General features: G+C 70.8%; 17 protein-coding genes. 8 read left to right on the plus strand and 9 right to left on the minus strand.

Going from position 1 to position 14,628, the window contains the following annotated elements; genetic code table 11:
- Nucleotides 1–3: 3 nt before the first annotated feature.
- On the minus strand, nucleotides 4–1,017 hold the full coding sequence (locus tag EZ216_RS00980) for a P1 family peptidase (protein WP_205959602.1): 1,014 nt from the start codon (nucleotides 1,015–1,017) through the stop codon (nucleotides 4–6).
- Nucleotides 1,018–1,211: 194 nt separating this feature from the next.
- Between EZ216_RS00980 and EZ216_RS00985 the strand changes: the two genes are divergently transcribed.
- Nucleotides 1,212–1,493, plus strand: a complete 282-nt coding sequence (locus tag EZ216_RS00985; protein WP_135247707.1) for a hypothetical protein — start codon at nucleotides 1,212–1,214, stop codon at nucleotides 1,491–1,493.
- Between the two features lie 68 nt (nucleotides 1,494–1,561).
- Here EZ216_RS00985 and EZ216_RS00990 read toward each other — a convergent pair whose 3' ends face one another.
- From EZ216_RS00990 to EZ216_RS01010, 5 genes are all read right to left on the minus strand, one after another.
- Nucleotides 1,562–1,771 carry a hypothetical protein gene (locus EZ216_RS00990; protein ID WP_135247708.1) on the minus strand — a complete coding sequence of 70 codons (210 nt, stop codon included), beginning with the start codon at nucleotides 1,769–1,771 and terminating at the stop codon, nucleotides 1,562–1,564.
- 131 nt (nucleotides 1,772–1,902) lie between these two features.
- A complete protein-coding gene (locus tag EZ216_RS00995; RefSeq protein ID WP_135247709.1) occupies nucleotides 1,903–2,658 on the minus strand; it encodes a FecR family protein in 756 nt (251 codons plus the stop codon).
- Nucleotides 2,655–3,434, minus strand: coding sequence for a BPSS1780 family membrane protein (locus EZ216_RS01000; protein ID WP_135247710.1), 780 nt, complete (start codon nucleotides 3,432–3,434; stop codon nucleotides 2,655–2,657). The genes EZ216_RS00995 and EZ216_RS01000 overlap by 4 nt, the downstream gene beginning before the upstream one ends.
- Nucleotides 3,435–3,528: 94 nt before the next feature.
- Nucleotides 3,529–4,491 carry a homoserine kinase gene (locus EZ216_RS01005; RefSeq protein WP_135247711.1) on the minus strand — a complete coding sequence of 321 codons (963 nt, stop codon included), beginning with the start codon at nucleotides 4,489–4,491 and terminating at the stop codon, nucleotides 3,529–3,531.
- A gap of 12 nt (nucleotides 4,492–4,503) precedes the next feature.
- Complete coding sequence (locus EZ216_RS01010; protein WP_135247712.1) at nucleotides 4,504–4,818, minus strand: hypothetical protein; 315 nt, start codon at nucleotides 4,816–4,818, stop codon at nucleotides 4,504–4,506.
- Between the two features lie 180 nt (nucleotides 4,819–4,998).
- Here EZ216_RS01010 and polA point away from each other — a divergent pair, with 180 nt between their 5' ends.
- Nucleotides 4,999–7,821 (plus strand): DNA polymerase I, encoded by a 2,823-nt coding sequence (gene polA / locus EZ216_RS01015; protein WP_135247713.1) that lies wholly within the window; start codon nucleotides 4,999–5,001, stop codon nucleotides 7,819–7,821.
- A gap of 110 nt (nucleotides 7,822–7,931) precedes the next feature.
- Nucleotides 7,932–8,510: a hypothetical protein gene (locus tag EZ216_RS01020; RefSeq protein ID WP_135247714.1), complete on the plus strand. Its 579-nt coding sequence runs from the start codon at nucleotides 7,932–7,934 to the stop codon at nucleotides 8,508–8,510.
- Nucleotides 8,511–8,515: 5 nt separating this feature from the next.
- Here EZ216_RS01020 and EZ216_RS01025 read toward each other — a convergent pair whose 3' ends face one another.
- Nucleotides 8,516–8,707 (minus strand): 4-oxalocrotonate tautomerase, encoded by a 192-nt coding sequence (locus tag EZ216_RS01025; RefSeq protein WP_135247715.1) that lies wholly within the window; start codon nucleotides 8,705–8,707, stop codon nucleotides 8,516–8,518.
- Nucleotides 8,708–8,808: 101 nt separating this feature from the next.
- On the opposite strand from EZ216_RS01025, the gene EZ216_RS01030 reads away from it, so the two are divergent.
- The gene (locus EZ216_RS01030) at nucleotides 8,809–9,693 is read left to right on the plus strand and encodes a dienelactone hydrolase family protein (protein WP_135247716.1); all 885 of its coding nucleotides are present in this window, start codon (nucleotides 8,809–8,811) and stop codon (nucleotides 9,691–9,693) included.
- 97 nt (nucleotides 9,694–9,790) lie between these two features.
- Entirely contained in the window at nucleotides 9,791–10,600 is an 810-nt protein-coding gene (locus tag EZ216_RS01035) for a ZIP family metal transporter (RefSeq protein WP_135247717.1), read from the plus strand.
- Nucleotides 10,601–10,625: 25 nt separating this feature from the next.
- Here EZ216_RS01035 and EZ216_RS01040 read toward each other — a convergent pair whose 3' ends face one another.
- Complete coding sequence (locus EZ216_RS01040; protein WP_135247718.1) at nucleotides 10,626–10,997, minus strand: YXWGXW repeat-containing protein; 372 nt, start codon at nucleotides 10,995–10,997, stop codon at nucleotides 10,626–10,628.
- Between the two features lie 227 nt (nucleotides 10,998–11,224).
- Here EZ216_RS01040 and EZ216_RS01045 point away from each other — a divergent pair, with 227 nt between their 5' ends.
- From EZ216_RS01045 to EZ216_RS01055, 3 genes are all read left to right on the plus strand, one after another.
- Complete coding sequence (locus EZ216_RS01045) at nucleotides 11,225–12,472, plus strand: hypothetical protein (RefSeq protein ID WP_135247719.1); 1,248 nt, start codon at nucleotides 11,225–11,227, stop codon at nucleotides 12,470–12,472.
- 22 nt (nucleotides 12,473–12,494) lie between these two features.
- Nucleotides 12,495–13,235 (plus strand): DUF4142 domain-containing protein, encoded by a 741-nt coding sequence (locus EZ216_RS01050; RefSeq protein WP_135247720.1) that lies wholly within the window; start codon nucleotides 12,495–12,497, stop codon nucleotides 13,233–13,235.
- A gap of 125 nt (nucleotides 13,236–13,360) precedes the next feature.
- Complete coding sequence (locus EZ216_RS01055) at nucleotides 13,361–14,080, plus strand: DUF4142 domain-containing protein (protein ID WP_135247721.1); 720 nt, start codon at nucleotides 13,361–13,363, stop codon at nucleotides 14,078–14,080.
- 6 nt (nucleotides 14,081–14,086) lie between these two features.
- Here EZ216_RS01055 and EZ216_RS01060 read toward each other — a convergent pair whose 3' ends face one another.
- On the minus strand, nucleotides 14,087–14,626 hold the full coding sequence (locus EZ216_RS01060; RefSeq protein ID WP_135247722.1) for a DUF4019 domain-containing protein: 540 nt from the start codon (nucleotides 14,624–14,626) through the stop codon (nucleotides 14,087–14,089).
- Nucleotides 14,627–14,628 lie beyond the last annotated feature (2 nt).

Here is a 14,628-nt window from a genome sequence, read left to right on the forward strand (position 1 = left end):
GCGTCAAGCGAGGTCCGAAAGGGAAGGGATGTGCACGCCATCGACGGTGATGCCGCGCGCGGCCTGCACCGCCCGCACCGTGGCGCGCGCCACCGCTTCGGCCGCCATCGTGGCCAGCAGCATCATCTCGGCCGGCTGGCCCGATGCGCCCGTGCCCAGCGCGAACAGCGTGTCGCCGTCGAACATGGTGTGCGCCGGGTTGATGCTGCGCGCGAAGCCGTCGTGCGCCACCGTCGCCAGGCGCGCGGCTTGCGCCTTGGTCAGCACGGCGTCGGTGGCGACCACGCCGATGCTGGTGTTGGCGGCGGCCACCAGCCGCTTGGGCGGCTGTCCCGCCAGCAGCGCGCGGCGGGTGTCCATCAGCGTGCGGCCGTCGTCCAGGCGCGCCCCGGCCAGCACGCGGCCGGTGTCCGGGTCGATCACATCGCCCAGCGCGTTGCAGGCCACGAGCGCGCCGACGGTGATGCCGCCCACGCGCAGCGAGGCCGTGCCCACGCCGCCTTTCATCGCGCGCTCCACGCCGTAGATCTTGCCGACGATGGCGCCCGTGCCGGCACCGACGCTCCCTTCTTCCGGCGCATCGCCCGAAGCGGCGGCGCAGGCCGCGTGGCCGGCGGCAGCGTCGGGACGGATCGCCGTGTCGCCCAGGTACAGGTCGAACAGCACGGCCGCCGGCACGATGGGGATGCGGCCCGGCCCGACCTGCAGGCCGATGCCTTGCTCCTCCAGCCAGCGCATCGCGCCGGACGCGGCGTCCAGGCCCCACGCGCTGCCGCCCGCGAGCATCACCGCATGCACGCGGTCCACCAGGTTGGTGGGCGAGAGCAGGTCGGTCTCGCGCGTGCCGGGCGCGGCGCCGCGCACGTCCACGCCGGCCACCGCGCCGTCGCGCGCGAGGATGACGGTGCAGCCGGTGGGCCGGCGGGTGTCGGTGAAGTGGCCGGCTTCGATGCCGGCGACGTCGGTGATGGCGCCGGCCGGCGCGAGGGAAGATGCGGTAGGAGAGGGCAGGCTCATGCGGTGTGCGACAGGCGGCTCATCATAAGCGGGCCCCCGGTGCGCACGCGTTGCGACCCCGTGTCGGCGGCGTCCTACCGGCCCGGCTTGTGCCGGACGACATGGTGCCAACGCTGGGCTTCCTAAAGTGGGTGGCGACGCCGGATTTCCGCCCGGCGATTTTTTCGCCCAACACGCACCACGGAGCACAACCCATGAACAGCGAAACCTCCACTTCCCCCCTCCCGGCCAGCGCCTCCACCGGCGGCAGCAACGCGGGCGCCGACAGCGTCGATGGCACCGTGCGCCGCGTGGCCCAGCGCGCGCACGACACCGTCGACCGCCTGGAGCAGACGGTCTCCGCGGGCAGCGACCGCCTGATGGACTGGCACGAGGAGTACGGCGGCATGGCGCGCGAGCAGGTCCGCGAAAACCCGCTGGCCGCCGTCGGCGTGTCGTTCCTCGCCGGGATCGTGTTCGCCAAGCTGTTCCTCTGAACCTGCGGGACAAAAAAACAAGGGCTGCCGGAGGCGACTCCGGCAGCCCTTGCCACGCCGGCGGGGGATCAACCCAGGCGGATCTTGCCTTCGCGCACGTAGCGCTCGAACTCGTCGCGCGTGATGGCGGCCGAGCCGAGATCGCCGCCTTCCACCCACGACAGCGTGGCGCTGTCGGCGGTGAGCTCGATGTCGACCGGGCCGTCGGGGATGGGCATGAGCATGCCGTCGCCGACACGGAAGCTCACTTCACCGCGGATCAGGGCTTGCTGGGACATGGCGGTACTCCTTTCGTCTGTCCTGGCCTCATTTCAGCGGCGACGCTGATCCGTGGCTGTCAGCCGCCGCCTCATGAAGCTGACGGCGGCCAAGCGCCTCACATCCGGCGACAGCGAAATGGGAAAAGCGGTCAGCGCGGCGCCATCGCCGGATGCGCGCCGGGCGGCCTTTCCTCCATGTAGCCCTGGCCGTCCTTCACGCCCTTGCGCCCCATCTCCTGCCACGCGGTGCGCTGGTTCACCAGGCCGGCCAGGAACTCGAGTTCCTCGTCGGTGTGGTTGATCGCCGTGGCGGGCGTGAGGAAGCGGCCGTCCTTCGCTTCCGGCTCGCCCCAGAAAGACTGGTGGTAGCTGGACCGCGAAACCACGCGGTCGCCGCCCGCGCCCATGTCCACGGTGCCGTAGCAGTTGCAGAAATAGCTGCGCGACTGCTGCTGAGGGAACACCTCGGTGTACACGCCGGTGCCGCGGATGCCCGCCGTGAGCGTGGGCGTGACGATCTGCCGGTTCGGACCCTTGCCCCACACGCTGACCACCGCGCCGGTGACCAGGCGCAGCACGCTCACCGCGTTGAGCGTCGGGCCGCGTTCCACCGTCATGCGGCTGTTCTGCCGCATCTGGAAGGCCGAGTTGCCGACGACGAACACCAGGCTGGTGTTGGGCCCGGTTTCGAGGGTGTCGCCGGTCTGGATGAACGACTGCGGCGTCAGCCGCTGGCCGTTGGCCTGCGCGTCGCCGGACAGCTGCACGATGTTGCTGCGCTGCTGGGCCCAGGCGGCCGCGAAGCCGCCCATCGAGGTCCACGCGGCGGCGGCCTGCAGGAAGCCGCGGCGGCGGAACCAGAGGATCTCGTCCTCGGTGCGGCCTTGCAAGTGGTGCTGGGTCATGGCTGTTCTCCGTCGGGTCGTGAAGAAGGGGCGGGCGGCACGTCGTCGTCCGCCCGGAAGCTGTCGCGGAAGGTGAACCACACCGAGCTGGTGAACATCGCGGCCAGCAGCAGCGCGGTGGGCATCATCACCGCCTTGGCGAGCCCCGGGCCGCCGGCCAGCCCGCCGATCAGGCCCAGCACGGTGCCGAACACCAGGAACACGCCCAGCCAGCCGATGCTGTAGACGGTGAGCGCGCCGAAGTTGCGCCAGCACGCCACGGTGCTGAAGAACAGGCTCTTGGCCGGCGTGATGCCATGCCAGTGCACCAGCGCGGGCGCGTGCCAGAACATCATGAACAGCGGGGTGTGCAGCAGCAGCGTGACCAGCGTTTCCATGTCCACCTGCGGGACGTCCGCCGCGGCGGGCGGCGCGCCGCCGGCCAGCAGGTGCCCGAGGACGGTGGCGAGCGCGGAGCCCACGGTGTAGATCACGCCCAGCACCAGCATCGAGCGCAGCCGCTCGCGGCCCGCGCGGAACGCGCTGACCAGCACGGCGGGCATGGGGAAGCGTCCACTGGCCGCCTCCGCGGTGGCGGCCATCAGGCCGAGCGTGGCCGCGGGCACGAGCAGGCCCCCGAGCACCACGCCGACCACCGGAATCTGCGTCACCACCAGCACCGCCGCCATGTACATGAAGAACAAACCCGCGAGCGCGAGCGGCTGCCGCAGGAAGGTGCGGATGCCGAGCCGGACCCAGGTGAGGCCGGTGCGCGCGGGGACCACATTCAGTTTCATTGCAGGTACGCCGGATTGGATCGGACCGGATGCACCGCGACATGCGGGCGGGGGACCGGCCCCGTGAAGAATTTAACGCACGGGCGCGCCGCGTTCAGGCGGCGACCGGTTCGTGCACACGTTCGCGCAGCACGCGCTCGAAATGCGCGGGGTCGTGCGGCTGCAGCAGCGCCGCCTCGCGCGGCAGGTGGAAGTCCCACAGCCGCGAGATCCAGAAGCGCAGCGCGCCGGCGCGCAGCATGGCGGGCAGCAGGCGCCTCTCGGCCGCCGCCAGCGGCCGCACGCGCTGGTAGGCCTGCAGGAAGGCGCGGGCGCGCGCTTCGTCGTGGCGGCCGGTGGGCGGGTCGATGCACCAGTCGTTGAGGCAGACCGCGACGTCGAACAGCCAGGTGTCGACGCCGGCGAAGTAGAAGTCGAAGAAGCCGGTGAGCGCGCCATCCTCGAACATCACGTTGTCGCGGAACAGGTCGGCGTGCACCGGGCCGCGGGGCAACGCCGCGCAGGCGGACGAAGCCGCGACGTGGTTCTGGAAGGCGAGTTCGCTGCGCAGCAGCGACGCCTGCGCGTCCTGCAGGAAGGGCAGCACCACCGGCACCGTCTCGTTCCACCAGGCCAGGCCTCGCAGGTTGGGCTGCGCGCGGTTGAAGTCGCGCCCGGCCAGGTGCATGCGCGCCAGCATCTCGCCGACCGCCGCGCAATGCGCCGCGATGGGCGCCAGTTCGCTGCGGCCGGCCAGCTTGTCGACCACCGCCGCGGGCTTGCCGCACACGGTGTGCAGGATGTCGCCGCCCTGGTCCGCCACCGGGTCGGGCACCGGGATGCCGCGGTGCGCCAGGTGCTTCATCAGGTGCAGGTAGAACGGCAGCTGTTCGGCGGTGAGGCGCTCGAACAGCGTCAGCACCCATTCGGCGCGCCGGCCGTCCTGCTGGGTGGTGAGGAAGTAGTTGGTGTTCTCGATGCCGCCCTGGATGCCGCGCAGCTCCAGCACTTCGCCCAGGCTCAACCGCTGCGCGAGCCCGCGCGCTTCATCTTCCGACACCTCGGTGAAGACCGCCATCCGCGTGCGGCCTCAGAAGTTCAGGACGTTCCAGTACCGCTCGCCGCCGCCGGTGCCCGTGGCGCCGCGGCGCTCGTCGGTCACGCGGTCGCGCGAAGGCGTGGACGGGGCGATCTCGTACGAGGGAACCGGCGCCTTGGGCTGCACCGTGATGCTCTGCATCTGGCCGCCGTAGCGGATTTCCTCGATGCGCGAGCCGGCATCCTCATGCACCAGCTTCTCGATGCGCTGGTTGCGCCGCCCCGGCGCCGCGGGGTCGTCCGCCGGCGGCTGCTGCGCGAAGGCGGGCAGGGCGGTCAGGAGCAGGGCGACGAAAACGAGGCGCATTCGTGGATTGTAGGCCGCGGAAAGCGGACTCCCTTACGCAGAGCACGCAGAGGGTACGCAGAGTCCGCTGAGGAAAACCATTGAATGTTTCTTTTTTTCCATCCTCTCCGCGTCCTCTGCGTCCCCTCTGCGTGCTCTGCGTAAGGGAGTCCGCATCAGCAGGTTCGGCACAATCCCCGGATGACCGAAGAGAAGACGGACGACGCCCAGCCGAAGACGCTACTGCTGGTGGACGGCTCCAGCTACCTGTACCGCGCCTACCACGCCATGCCCGACCTGCGGGCCGTGCCGGGCGATCCCGCCAGCCCGGCCACGGGCGCCATCCGCGGGATGATCAACATGATGCAGAAGCTGCGCAAGGACGTGCGGGCCGACTACGCGGCCTGTGTGTTCGACGCGCCGGGCAAGACCTTCCGCGACGACCTGTACCCCGAGTACAAGGCGCACCGCTCGCCCATGCCCGACGACCTGCGGGCGCAGATCGACCCCATCCACGAGGTGGTGCGCCTGCTGGGCTGGAAGGTGCTGAACGTGTCCGGCGTGGAAGCCGACGACGTGATCGGCACGCTGGCGTGCATGGCAGGCGAGCGCGGCATCCGCACCGTCATCTCATCCGGCGACAAGGACCTGTCGCAGCTGGTGAACGAGCACGTCACCGTGATCGACACCATGAACGACAAGGTGCGCGACCTGGCCGGCGTGGAAGCCGAGTTCGGCGTGCCGCCGCGGCTGATGGTGGACTACCAGGCGCTAGTGGGCGACTCGGTGGACAACGTGCCCGGGGTGGAGAAGGTGGGCCCCAAGACGGCGGTGAAGCTGCTGACGGAATACGGCTCGCTCGACAACCTGATCGCCCGCGCCGCCGACGTGAAGGGCGCCGTCGGCGAGAACCTGCGCAAGGCGCTGGAGTGGCTGCCCACCGGGCGGCAGCTGCTCACCATCAAGCGGGACTGCGACCTGAAGGACCACATCCCCGGCCTGCCTTCGCTGGACGACATCGTCATCGGCGGGCAGGCCACCGACCAGCTGAAAGTCTTCTACGAGAAGTACGGCTTCAAGGGGCTGGTGAAGCAGCTGGAGACGCACGACGTCCCGCCGGAGCTGATCGAGGAGCACCGCTCGCACAAGAAGGTAGGCGCGGGTCCGGGCCCCGGCGGGCTGTTCGAGGAGCCCGACCTCTCGGGCCTGTCGCGCGCGACCAACCTGCAGTACGAGACGGTCTTCACCTGGGACCAGTTCGACACGCTGCTGGCGCACGTGAAGGAAGCGCAGCTCGTCGCGCTGGACACCGAGACCAGTTCGCTGGACGAGATGCAGGCCGAGATCGTGGGCCTGTCGTTCTCCACCGCGCCGGGCATCGCCGCCTACATCCCGCTGACGCACAGCTACGCCGGCGCGCCCGACCAGCTGCCGCGCGAAGAAGTGCTCGCGAAACTGAAACCCTGGCTGGAAGACGGCTCGCGCGCCAAGCTGGGCCAGCACGTGAAGTACGACCGCCACGTGTTCGCCAACCATGGCATCGAGGTGCGCGGCTACGTGCACGACACCATGCTGCAAAGCTATGTGCTGGAAGTGCACAAGCCGCACGGGCTGGCCAGCCTGGCCGAGCGACACCTGGGCCGCAGCGGCATCGACTACGAAACCATTGCGGGCAAGGGCGCGCACCAGATCCCTTTCCAGCAGGTGCCGGTGGAGAAGGCGGCGGAGTATTCCTGCGAGGATTCCGACCAGTGCCTGGACGTGCACCTGTCGCTGTGGCCCCGGCTGGAGCGCGACCCCAAGCTGCGCTACATCTACGAGCTGGAGATCCAGAGCAGCGAGACGCTGTACCGCATCGAGCGCAACGGCGTGCTGATCGACAGCGAGGAACTGGTGCGGCAAGCCCACGAGCTGGGCCAGCGCATCATGAAGCTGGAGCAGGAAGCGCACGAGCTGGCCGGCCAGCCGTTCAACCTGGGCAGCCCCAAGCAGATCGGCGACGTGCTGTTCACCAAGCAGGGCCTGCCGGTGGTGAAGAAGACCGCCAGCGGCGCGCCCAGCACGGACGAAGAGGTGCTGGAGAAGCTGGCCGAGGACTACCCGCTGCCGGCCAAGATCCTGGAGCACCGCGGCCTGTCGAAGCTGAAAGGCACCTACGTCGACAAGCTGCCGCAGATGGTGCACCCGCGCACGGGGCGCGTGCACACGCATTACGCGCAGGCCGTGGCGGTGACGGGCCGGCTTTCCAGCAACGACCCGAACCTGCAGAACATCCCGATTCGCACGGCGGAAGGCCGCCGCATCCGCGAGGCTTTCGTCGCCGCGCCCGGCCACGTCATCGCCAGCGCCGACTACAGCCAGATCGAGCTGCGCATCATGGCGCACATCAGCGAGGACGAGGCGCTGCTGCGCGCCTTCCGCGAGAACATGGACGTGCACCGCGCCACCGCCAGCGAAGTGTTCGGCGTGGCGCCCGACCAGGTGTCCAGCGAGCAGCGCCGCTACGCCAAGGTCATCAACTTCGGCCTGATCTACGGCATGAGCAGCTTCGGCCTGGCGCGCAACCTGGGCATCGAGACCAAGGCGGCCGCCGGCTACATCGACCGCTACTTCCAGCGCTACCCCGGGGTGAAGCACTACATGGACGAGACGCGCCTGTCGGCCAAGAGCCGCGGCTACGTCGAGACGGTGTTCGGCCGCCGCCTGTACCTGCCCGAGATCAACTCGCCCAACGGCCCGCGCCGCGGCGGCGCCGAGCGCCAGGCCATCAACGCGCCCATGCAGGGCACGGCCGCCGACCTGATCAAGCTGTCGATGGTGAAGGTGCAGGACGTGCTGGACCGCGAGGCGCGGCGCACGAAGATGATCCTGCAGGTTCACGACGAACTGGTGTTCGAGGTGCCGGAAGACGAACTGGACTGGGCTCGGGCCGAGATCCCGCGCCTGATGGCGGGCGTGGCGGAACTGCGCGTGCCGCTGGTGGCGGAGTTCGGCGCCGGGCCCAACTGGGACCGCGCGCACTGACGGCGTGCCACAAACCCGTCGCTGCCGCGCGAAGGGGCCGGGAATACCCGGCGTGGCTTTCCTGGCGGGCTTGGCGGCGCTCCGGCGGCACCGGATAATCCTTTCTCCTCATGGCCGCCAACCGCAATCCTCCTCCCAAGAAGCCGCCGCCTCCACCGGCGCCGGCTCATTTCGTTCCCGGTTCGCGCGCGACCGCGCCCATGGGGCTGGAGGAAACGAGTGAATCGGCCTGGGCCCGCTTCGAGGAACTGCAGCGTACCCACGAAGTGCAGTTCCAGGCCACCCAGCCGGCCGCGCGGCCGGCCCCCACGGTGCCGCCGGGATTCGAGCCGACCGAGCCGATGGGCCTGGCGCAGGTCAAGGCCAAGCCCGCGGCGCTTGCGCCCGCCGTCATCCGCGACGTGACGCTGGAAGAGGCGATGGTGATGGCGCGCCGGAACAACCGGGCCTGCCCGATGCCCGCGCAATGGAGCGCCTTCCACAAGATGCTGCCCCCGCGCGTGAGCGAAGGCCGCACCTTCACGCCGCCCGCGCCGGTGGACGGCGCGGCATGGAACGCCACTTCGGCGATGCAGAAGCGCCTGCGCCTGCGCGACCAGATCGAATGGGCCGGCCGCGTGGGCGCGTTGCAGCAGGCCTATCAATTCCTCGTGTCACTGCCCGAAGAGCAGTGGCACCACTTCGATTAATTCGCTCAGGAAGTCCGCTCCGTCCAGAGCACGCCGCCGGTGGCCCAGTCGTGGCGCTTGATGTCGTACATCAGGATGTCCACCGACTCGGGTTTGCTGCCCAGGGTCTTCACGACGGCCTCGGTCAGCGCCCTGGCCAGTTCCTTTTTCTGTTCGGGCGTGCGCCCCTCCATCAGTTCGACGCGCAGCGTGGGCATGTTGGGAATCTCCTTGGGGGGTTGGCGGGAAAAGCCGCGATTATGGTTCGCGCCCCTATAGTCGCGCGGCGTTCGCATGCCAACCCACCTGGAGACTCCCGATGCTGCGTGAAGACCTCTTGAACGATGCCGGTGCGCTGCTGCCCGCCGAGGCGCGGCCCACCCGCCGCACCGCCCTGAAGGCGCTGGGCGCGGGCTACGCGGCCGCCGCGGGCGCCGCCATGGCGCAGACCGCGATCAAGACGCCTGCCGACGGGCTCACGGTCGGCGAGATCACCTACGACGTCGGCGGCTTCAAGGTGCCTGCCTACCGCGCCGCGCCGGCCGGCCGCACCGGACTGCCGGTGGTGCTGGTCGTGCACGAGGTGTTCGGCGTTCACGAGTACATCGCCGATACCGCACGCCGTTTCGCGCGCGCCGGCTATCTGGCCATCGCGCCGGAGCTGTTCGCACGGCAGGGCGACCCGGGCAGCTACGGCGAGCTGGCGAAGCTGATGGCGGAGGTGGTCGCGAAGACGCCCGACGAGCAGGCGCTGGCCGACCTGGACGGCGCGCTGAAGTGGGCCGGCGCCAATGGCGGTGACGTGACCAGGGCGGCCATCACCGGCTTCTGCTGGGGCGGCCGCATCACCTGGCTGTACGCCGCGCATGCGCCGGTGAAGGCCGGCGTGGCCTGGTATGGGCGGCTGGCGGGCGAGAGCACGGCGGCCACGCCGAAGCACCCGCTGGACGTCGCCGCGGCCCTGAAAGGGCCGGTGCTGGGCCTGTACGGCGGCGCGGACAGCGGCATCCCGCTGAACACGGTGGACAGGATGAAAGGCGCTCTCGCGGCGGGCTCACCGGCGGCGAAGGGTTCGCAGTTCGTCGTGTACCCCGACACCCCGCACGCGTTTCACGCCGACTATCGCCCCAGCTTCCGCCAGGGCCCGGCCGAAGACGGCTGGAAGCGCGCGCTGGAATGGTTGCGCGCGCACGGCGTCGCATGACCCCGCGCGACCCGCGGCCGCGCCCCATTGCTAAGATTCGCGCCCTCGGCCGCTGAGGCGGTCCCTGGGCCGTGCCCCGCGGCGGCGGCCCATTCGAATGCAACTCCTCACCATCCTCTTCGCCACCCTGGCGGCCGGCATCGGCAGCGTGTGGCTCGCCGCCGGCCTGATGAGCCTGGGCGTGCTGGGCCAGGGCCGCGCGCCCCGCGCCAACGCGCAGCACCTGCTCAGCCTGGCCGCCGGCGCGCTGCTTTCGACGGCCTTCATGCACCTGCTGCCGGAAGCTTTCGAGAAAAGCGAAGGCCAGGCGCAGGCGCTGTTCGGCACGCTGCTGGTGAGCGTGGTGTTCTTCTTCCTGCTGGACAAGGCGGAGCTGTGGCACCACGGGCACGAGCACCATCACGAAGGGGAAGGGCACGATCAGGCCCATCACCACCATCACCATGAGCCGGCGCGCTCCGGCGGCTGGGCCGTGCTGGCCGGCGACAGCGTGCATTGCTTCGGCGACGGCGTGCTGATCGCCTCGGCCTTCGCGGCCGACCCGCGGCTGGGATTCGTCGCCGCGTTGGCGGTGCTGGCCCACGAAGTGCCGCACCACGTGGGCGACCTGGCGGTGGTGCGCGAAACCAGCGGCAGCCGCCGCTCGGCCATCGGCAAGGTGTCGCTCGCCGGGGCCGTCACGCCGCTGGGCGGCCTGGTCGGCTGGTGGCTGGTGGAGAGGTTGAACGAGCTGCTGCCTTACCTGCTGGTGGTCGCCAGCAGCAGCTTCATCTACGTGGCGCTGGCTGACCTGATCCCGCAACTGCAGAAGCGCCTGGGCGCGCGCGAGACGCTGGCCCAGGTGCTGTGGCTGGCCGCGGGCATCCTGCTCGTGGCCGTGGCCAGCTGGCTCACCCACGCGCACTGAGCGGCACGCGCGGGCTCAACCGCGCTCAATGGCGCCACGGGTTGTCGGGGTAGCGGTCGCGGAAGTTCGGCACGCCGTCGCCGTCACGGTCGCGGTCGTGCCGGTCGGGGATGCCGTCGCGATCGCGGTCGATGCGGTCGGCCCGCGCCACCCGCCAGTCGCGGGGCTGCGCCTGCGCCACCGGCTGGGCCCAGTAGCCCTGCACCCACACCTGCGAATGGCCGCGCCGCTCCCAGTGCGCCGGCACCCATACGCGCTGCGGCGCCGGGACCACGACCACCTGGGGCGCGGACTGCACGTACACGCGCTGCTGCGCGCTCGCGGCGGGTGCCCACAGCGCCGCCGCGGCGGCCAGCGAGCCCATCACGATCCATCCAGTCTTGCCTTGCTTGCCCATGAGGTACTCCTTCGGTTGGGGTGATGCGATGGTCGTGCTGGCCCATGTCGGGCTCGCATCCGCGTTGCGAAGCGCAGGTGAAGAACCGCGCGGTTCGTAAGGCCGGGCAGTCCTACAAGGTGTCGCCACCGTCCGACACCCCCCAGCGCGGCCGCGTCCTAAGGTCATTGGGATACGGCGGCCGGGAAGGGCCGCCGCGCACTTCCGGAACCCAAGGAGCGAACACCATGGCATCACGTGACTACGAGGACCGCGACCGCACGAACAACCCGCAGGGCCGCTGGCGACAGGATGAGCGGCGCGATCCGCAGAACCCGCAGCAGCATTCGCAGGGCGGCGGCTGGGAGGCCTCGCGCGGTTACGGCGGCGAGCGCGGCCATGCCGACCTGGGCTCGCAGCAGTCCGGTGGCTACGGCGGCTATGGCGGCGAGAACTACGGCTACGGCCGCGGCGAGCGCGGCGGCCCTCAAGGCTGGAGCCGCGAGTCGTCCGGCCGCGAGGACTGGGGCCAGCGCGGCTACGGCCGCGACGAATTCGCCGGCGGCGGAAGCTACGGCGGCCAGGGCCAGGGCTACGGCGGCCAGCAGGGCGGCTACGGCGGGCCGCAAGCCCGGCATGAACAGGAATCGCGCTGGAGCGAGCACGGCCGCATGTGGGACGCGGGCAGCGCGCCTTCCGGCGGCGGCCGCTCGCAAGGCGGCCAGCAGCAGGGCGGCCAGTACGGCGGCATGGGCATGAACTACGGCCAAGGCGGCAACATGGCCAGCGGCTACGGCCAGGGCGGACAAATGCAGGGCGGCGCGCCGCAGTCGGGTGGCTGGGGCCAGGGCTACCAGGGCGGCAGCCAGGGCGGCTACGGCCAGGGCGGCTACGGCGGCCAGGGGTATGGCCAGCAAGGCTATGGCCAGCAGGGCTACGGCTCGCAGGATCATTGGCGCGAGCCGCGGAGCTTCAACGAAGGATCGCTGCACAGCCCGCAGTCGCAGTACAACCAGCCGGGCCGCGGCCTGGAGCACATGGGCGACCGCGACATGCAGCACGGCCAGCCGCACCAGCAACACCACGATCCCGACTACCACCAGTGGCGCGAGGAGCAGATCCGCAACCTCGACAACGACTACCAGAACTGGCGCCAGGACCGCTACCGCAAGTTCTCCGACGAGTTCAACAGCTGGCGTGCCAGCCGCAGCGGCGGCCAGGGCCAGAACACGATGCCGCCGCAAAGCACCGGCGGCAACTTCGGGCCCACGGGTGGCGCGGCGGGCTCTCAGCCGGCCACCTCCCACCAGGGCAGCGGGGCCAGCGGCGCGGGCGGCTCCGGCGGCGGCTCCATGGGCGACCTGAAGGGCTCCAGCGGCATGGGTTCCGCGGGCAGCACGATGAGCGGCGGCGCGTCCGGGCGCGAGAGCGGCGGCACCGGGTCGGCCGGTTCGCCATCCACCACCGGCTCCTCGTCGTCCGGCAACCGCAAGTGACGTGCATGCAGGAGAAGCTCACATGAAACGTTTCCAGCTTTCGGCCCTCGCCATCGCGGCGGCCCTCTCCTTCGGCAGCGCCCTGGCGCAGTCCACCGCGTCGCCGAACTCCGGCACGTCGCCCACCGGCGGCCGCTCGGCGCCCGCGGCACAGGCGGGCACCGGCACGCGCAACGCCGAGACCGGCAAGGACGACAAGGTCTCCCGCGGCGACCGCAAGTTCATCGACGAAGCCGCGGGCAGCGGCATGTTCGAGGTGCAGGTCGGACAGCTGGCTTCCAGCAAGGCGCAGGACCCCGACGTGAAGAAGTTCGCCGACATGCTGGTCGACCAGCACCAGAGGGCGAACGACGAGTTGACGAAGATCGCCAACGCCAAGCACGTGGAGATGCCCGCCGCGCCGCCGCGCGCATTGCGCCGCGACATCGAGAACCTGGGCAAGAAGCAGGGCCAGGAGTTCGACACCGACTTCGTCAAGAGCGTGGGCATCAAGGCGCACGAGAAGGACATCAAGGTGTTCGAGAAGGCCGCGAAGGACGTCAAGGATCCGGAGCTCAAGGCCTTCGCGGAAAAGTCGCTGCCGATGCTGAAGGAGCACCTGGCCGCGGCACAGAAGCTTCCCCAGGCCGGCGGCAAGGCCGCGGAAGACGCGGCCAGGATGGGCGCCAGCGGCCACTCGATGGGCGCTTCGCCGGGCAACACCGGCGGCGGCGCCAGCACGAAGACCGGTGGCGGCAGTGGCGCGAACAAGACGGGCAGCTGAAGCATTGCACCGGAAGGCGGCGTCCTACGCGTTCGTGGGACGCCGCCGACACGAAGGGCGCCCCGCGCGGCTGAACAATGGCTGCGTGAGCCGTCCGCGCGTTCAGCGGGCGGGAGGAGGCACAGTTGGTTTCCAGACGCTGGATGTGGGGCCTGGCCGTCGCGGCGGCGGGCCTGTGGATCGCGCGCACGGCGCGCGCCGAAAACGAAGTCGAGCTGCGGCAGGATGCCGCGGCGGGCAAGCCGCCGGCTGCCGCGCGGCCCGCCGCGGCTTCAGAACCGCGCCGTGCGGTGTTCGCCGGCTATGCCGCCGAATCGGCCCGCACCGCCACGCGGCTGCCGCCGGAGGAGCGCGCGGCCCGCGACTTCCTCCGCGCCGCCTCGCAGCAGGCGCGCTTCGAGACCGATGCGGCGAAGCTGGCGTCGCAGCGCGCGCAGGGTGACCGGGTGAAGGCCTTCGCGGCCGAGCTGCTGGACTTCCACACCGCTTCGGATGCCGAACTGCTGCACCTGCTGCACGCCCGTGGCATGGCGCCGCCCATGCTGGAGAACACCCAGCGCAAGGCGCTCAACCGGCTGGGCCGGCTGCAGGGCACGCGGTTCGACCGCGAATTCTCGGACGTCCTCGGCCGCGAGCGCCAGCGCGGCGACATCGAGCAGTACGAGAAGGCCGTGGCCGACATCGCCGACCCGGCCCTGCGCGCGTGGATCGACCGCCAGCTGCCCGGCCTGAGGCAGCAGCAGGCGACGGCCGCGCAGCTGGTGCCGGCGGCGGCGCATCGGGAGGATCTCCGCCGGCGGCCCGTGGCCGCGGCGGCGCACGCGCGCCATACGCACGCGCGCTGACCCGGGTTACTGGGCGGTGTAGCCCGTCACGCGCCAGCGCCCGTCGGCTTCGCGGGTGGTGGTGACGACTTCTTCCAGCGTCTTCTGCGCGAACTGGCTGCGGAAGACGATGCTGACGTACTCGCCCTTCGGCTGGCCGGGCATGTCGGTGCGCAAGTTCATCGCTTCCGGCTGGCGGTCCTGCAGCGAGCCCACCTCGCCACGCACCTTGGGGATGCCGTCCATCCAGCGGTCCAGCGGGACGTTCTTGCGGAAGACGGCCGCACTGGTTTCCCAGGCGGTGCCCCAGTCGCGGCGGTCCAGCAGCGTCAGCCAGCCCGCGGCGGCCAGGCGGCCGGCGGTCAGCCTTTCGTCGTCGGGCGAGATGGCCGCGCCTTCCGGGGCGGCCGGGGCAGACGCCGCAGCCGCGGGTGATTCAGGCGCCGGGACAGAGGGCACGCCCAGCCCCCGGCCGGCGTTGCCCGACTTCAACTGGGCGTGCGCGGACACGGCCACGAGAAGGCCCAGCAGGGCCGAAGCGAAAAGGTGTCGTGTGATGGGATGCATGT

Source organism: Ramlibacter humi, from assembly GCF_004681975.1.
Taxonomy (GTDB): domain Bacteria; phylum Pseudomonadota; class Gammaproteobacteria; order Burkholderiales; family Burkholderiaceae_C; genus Ramlibacter; species Ramlibacter humi.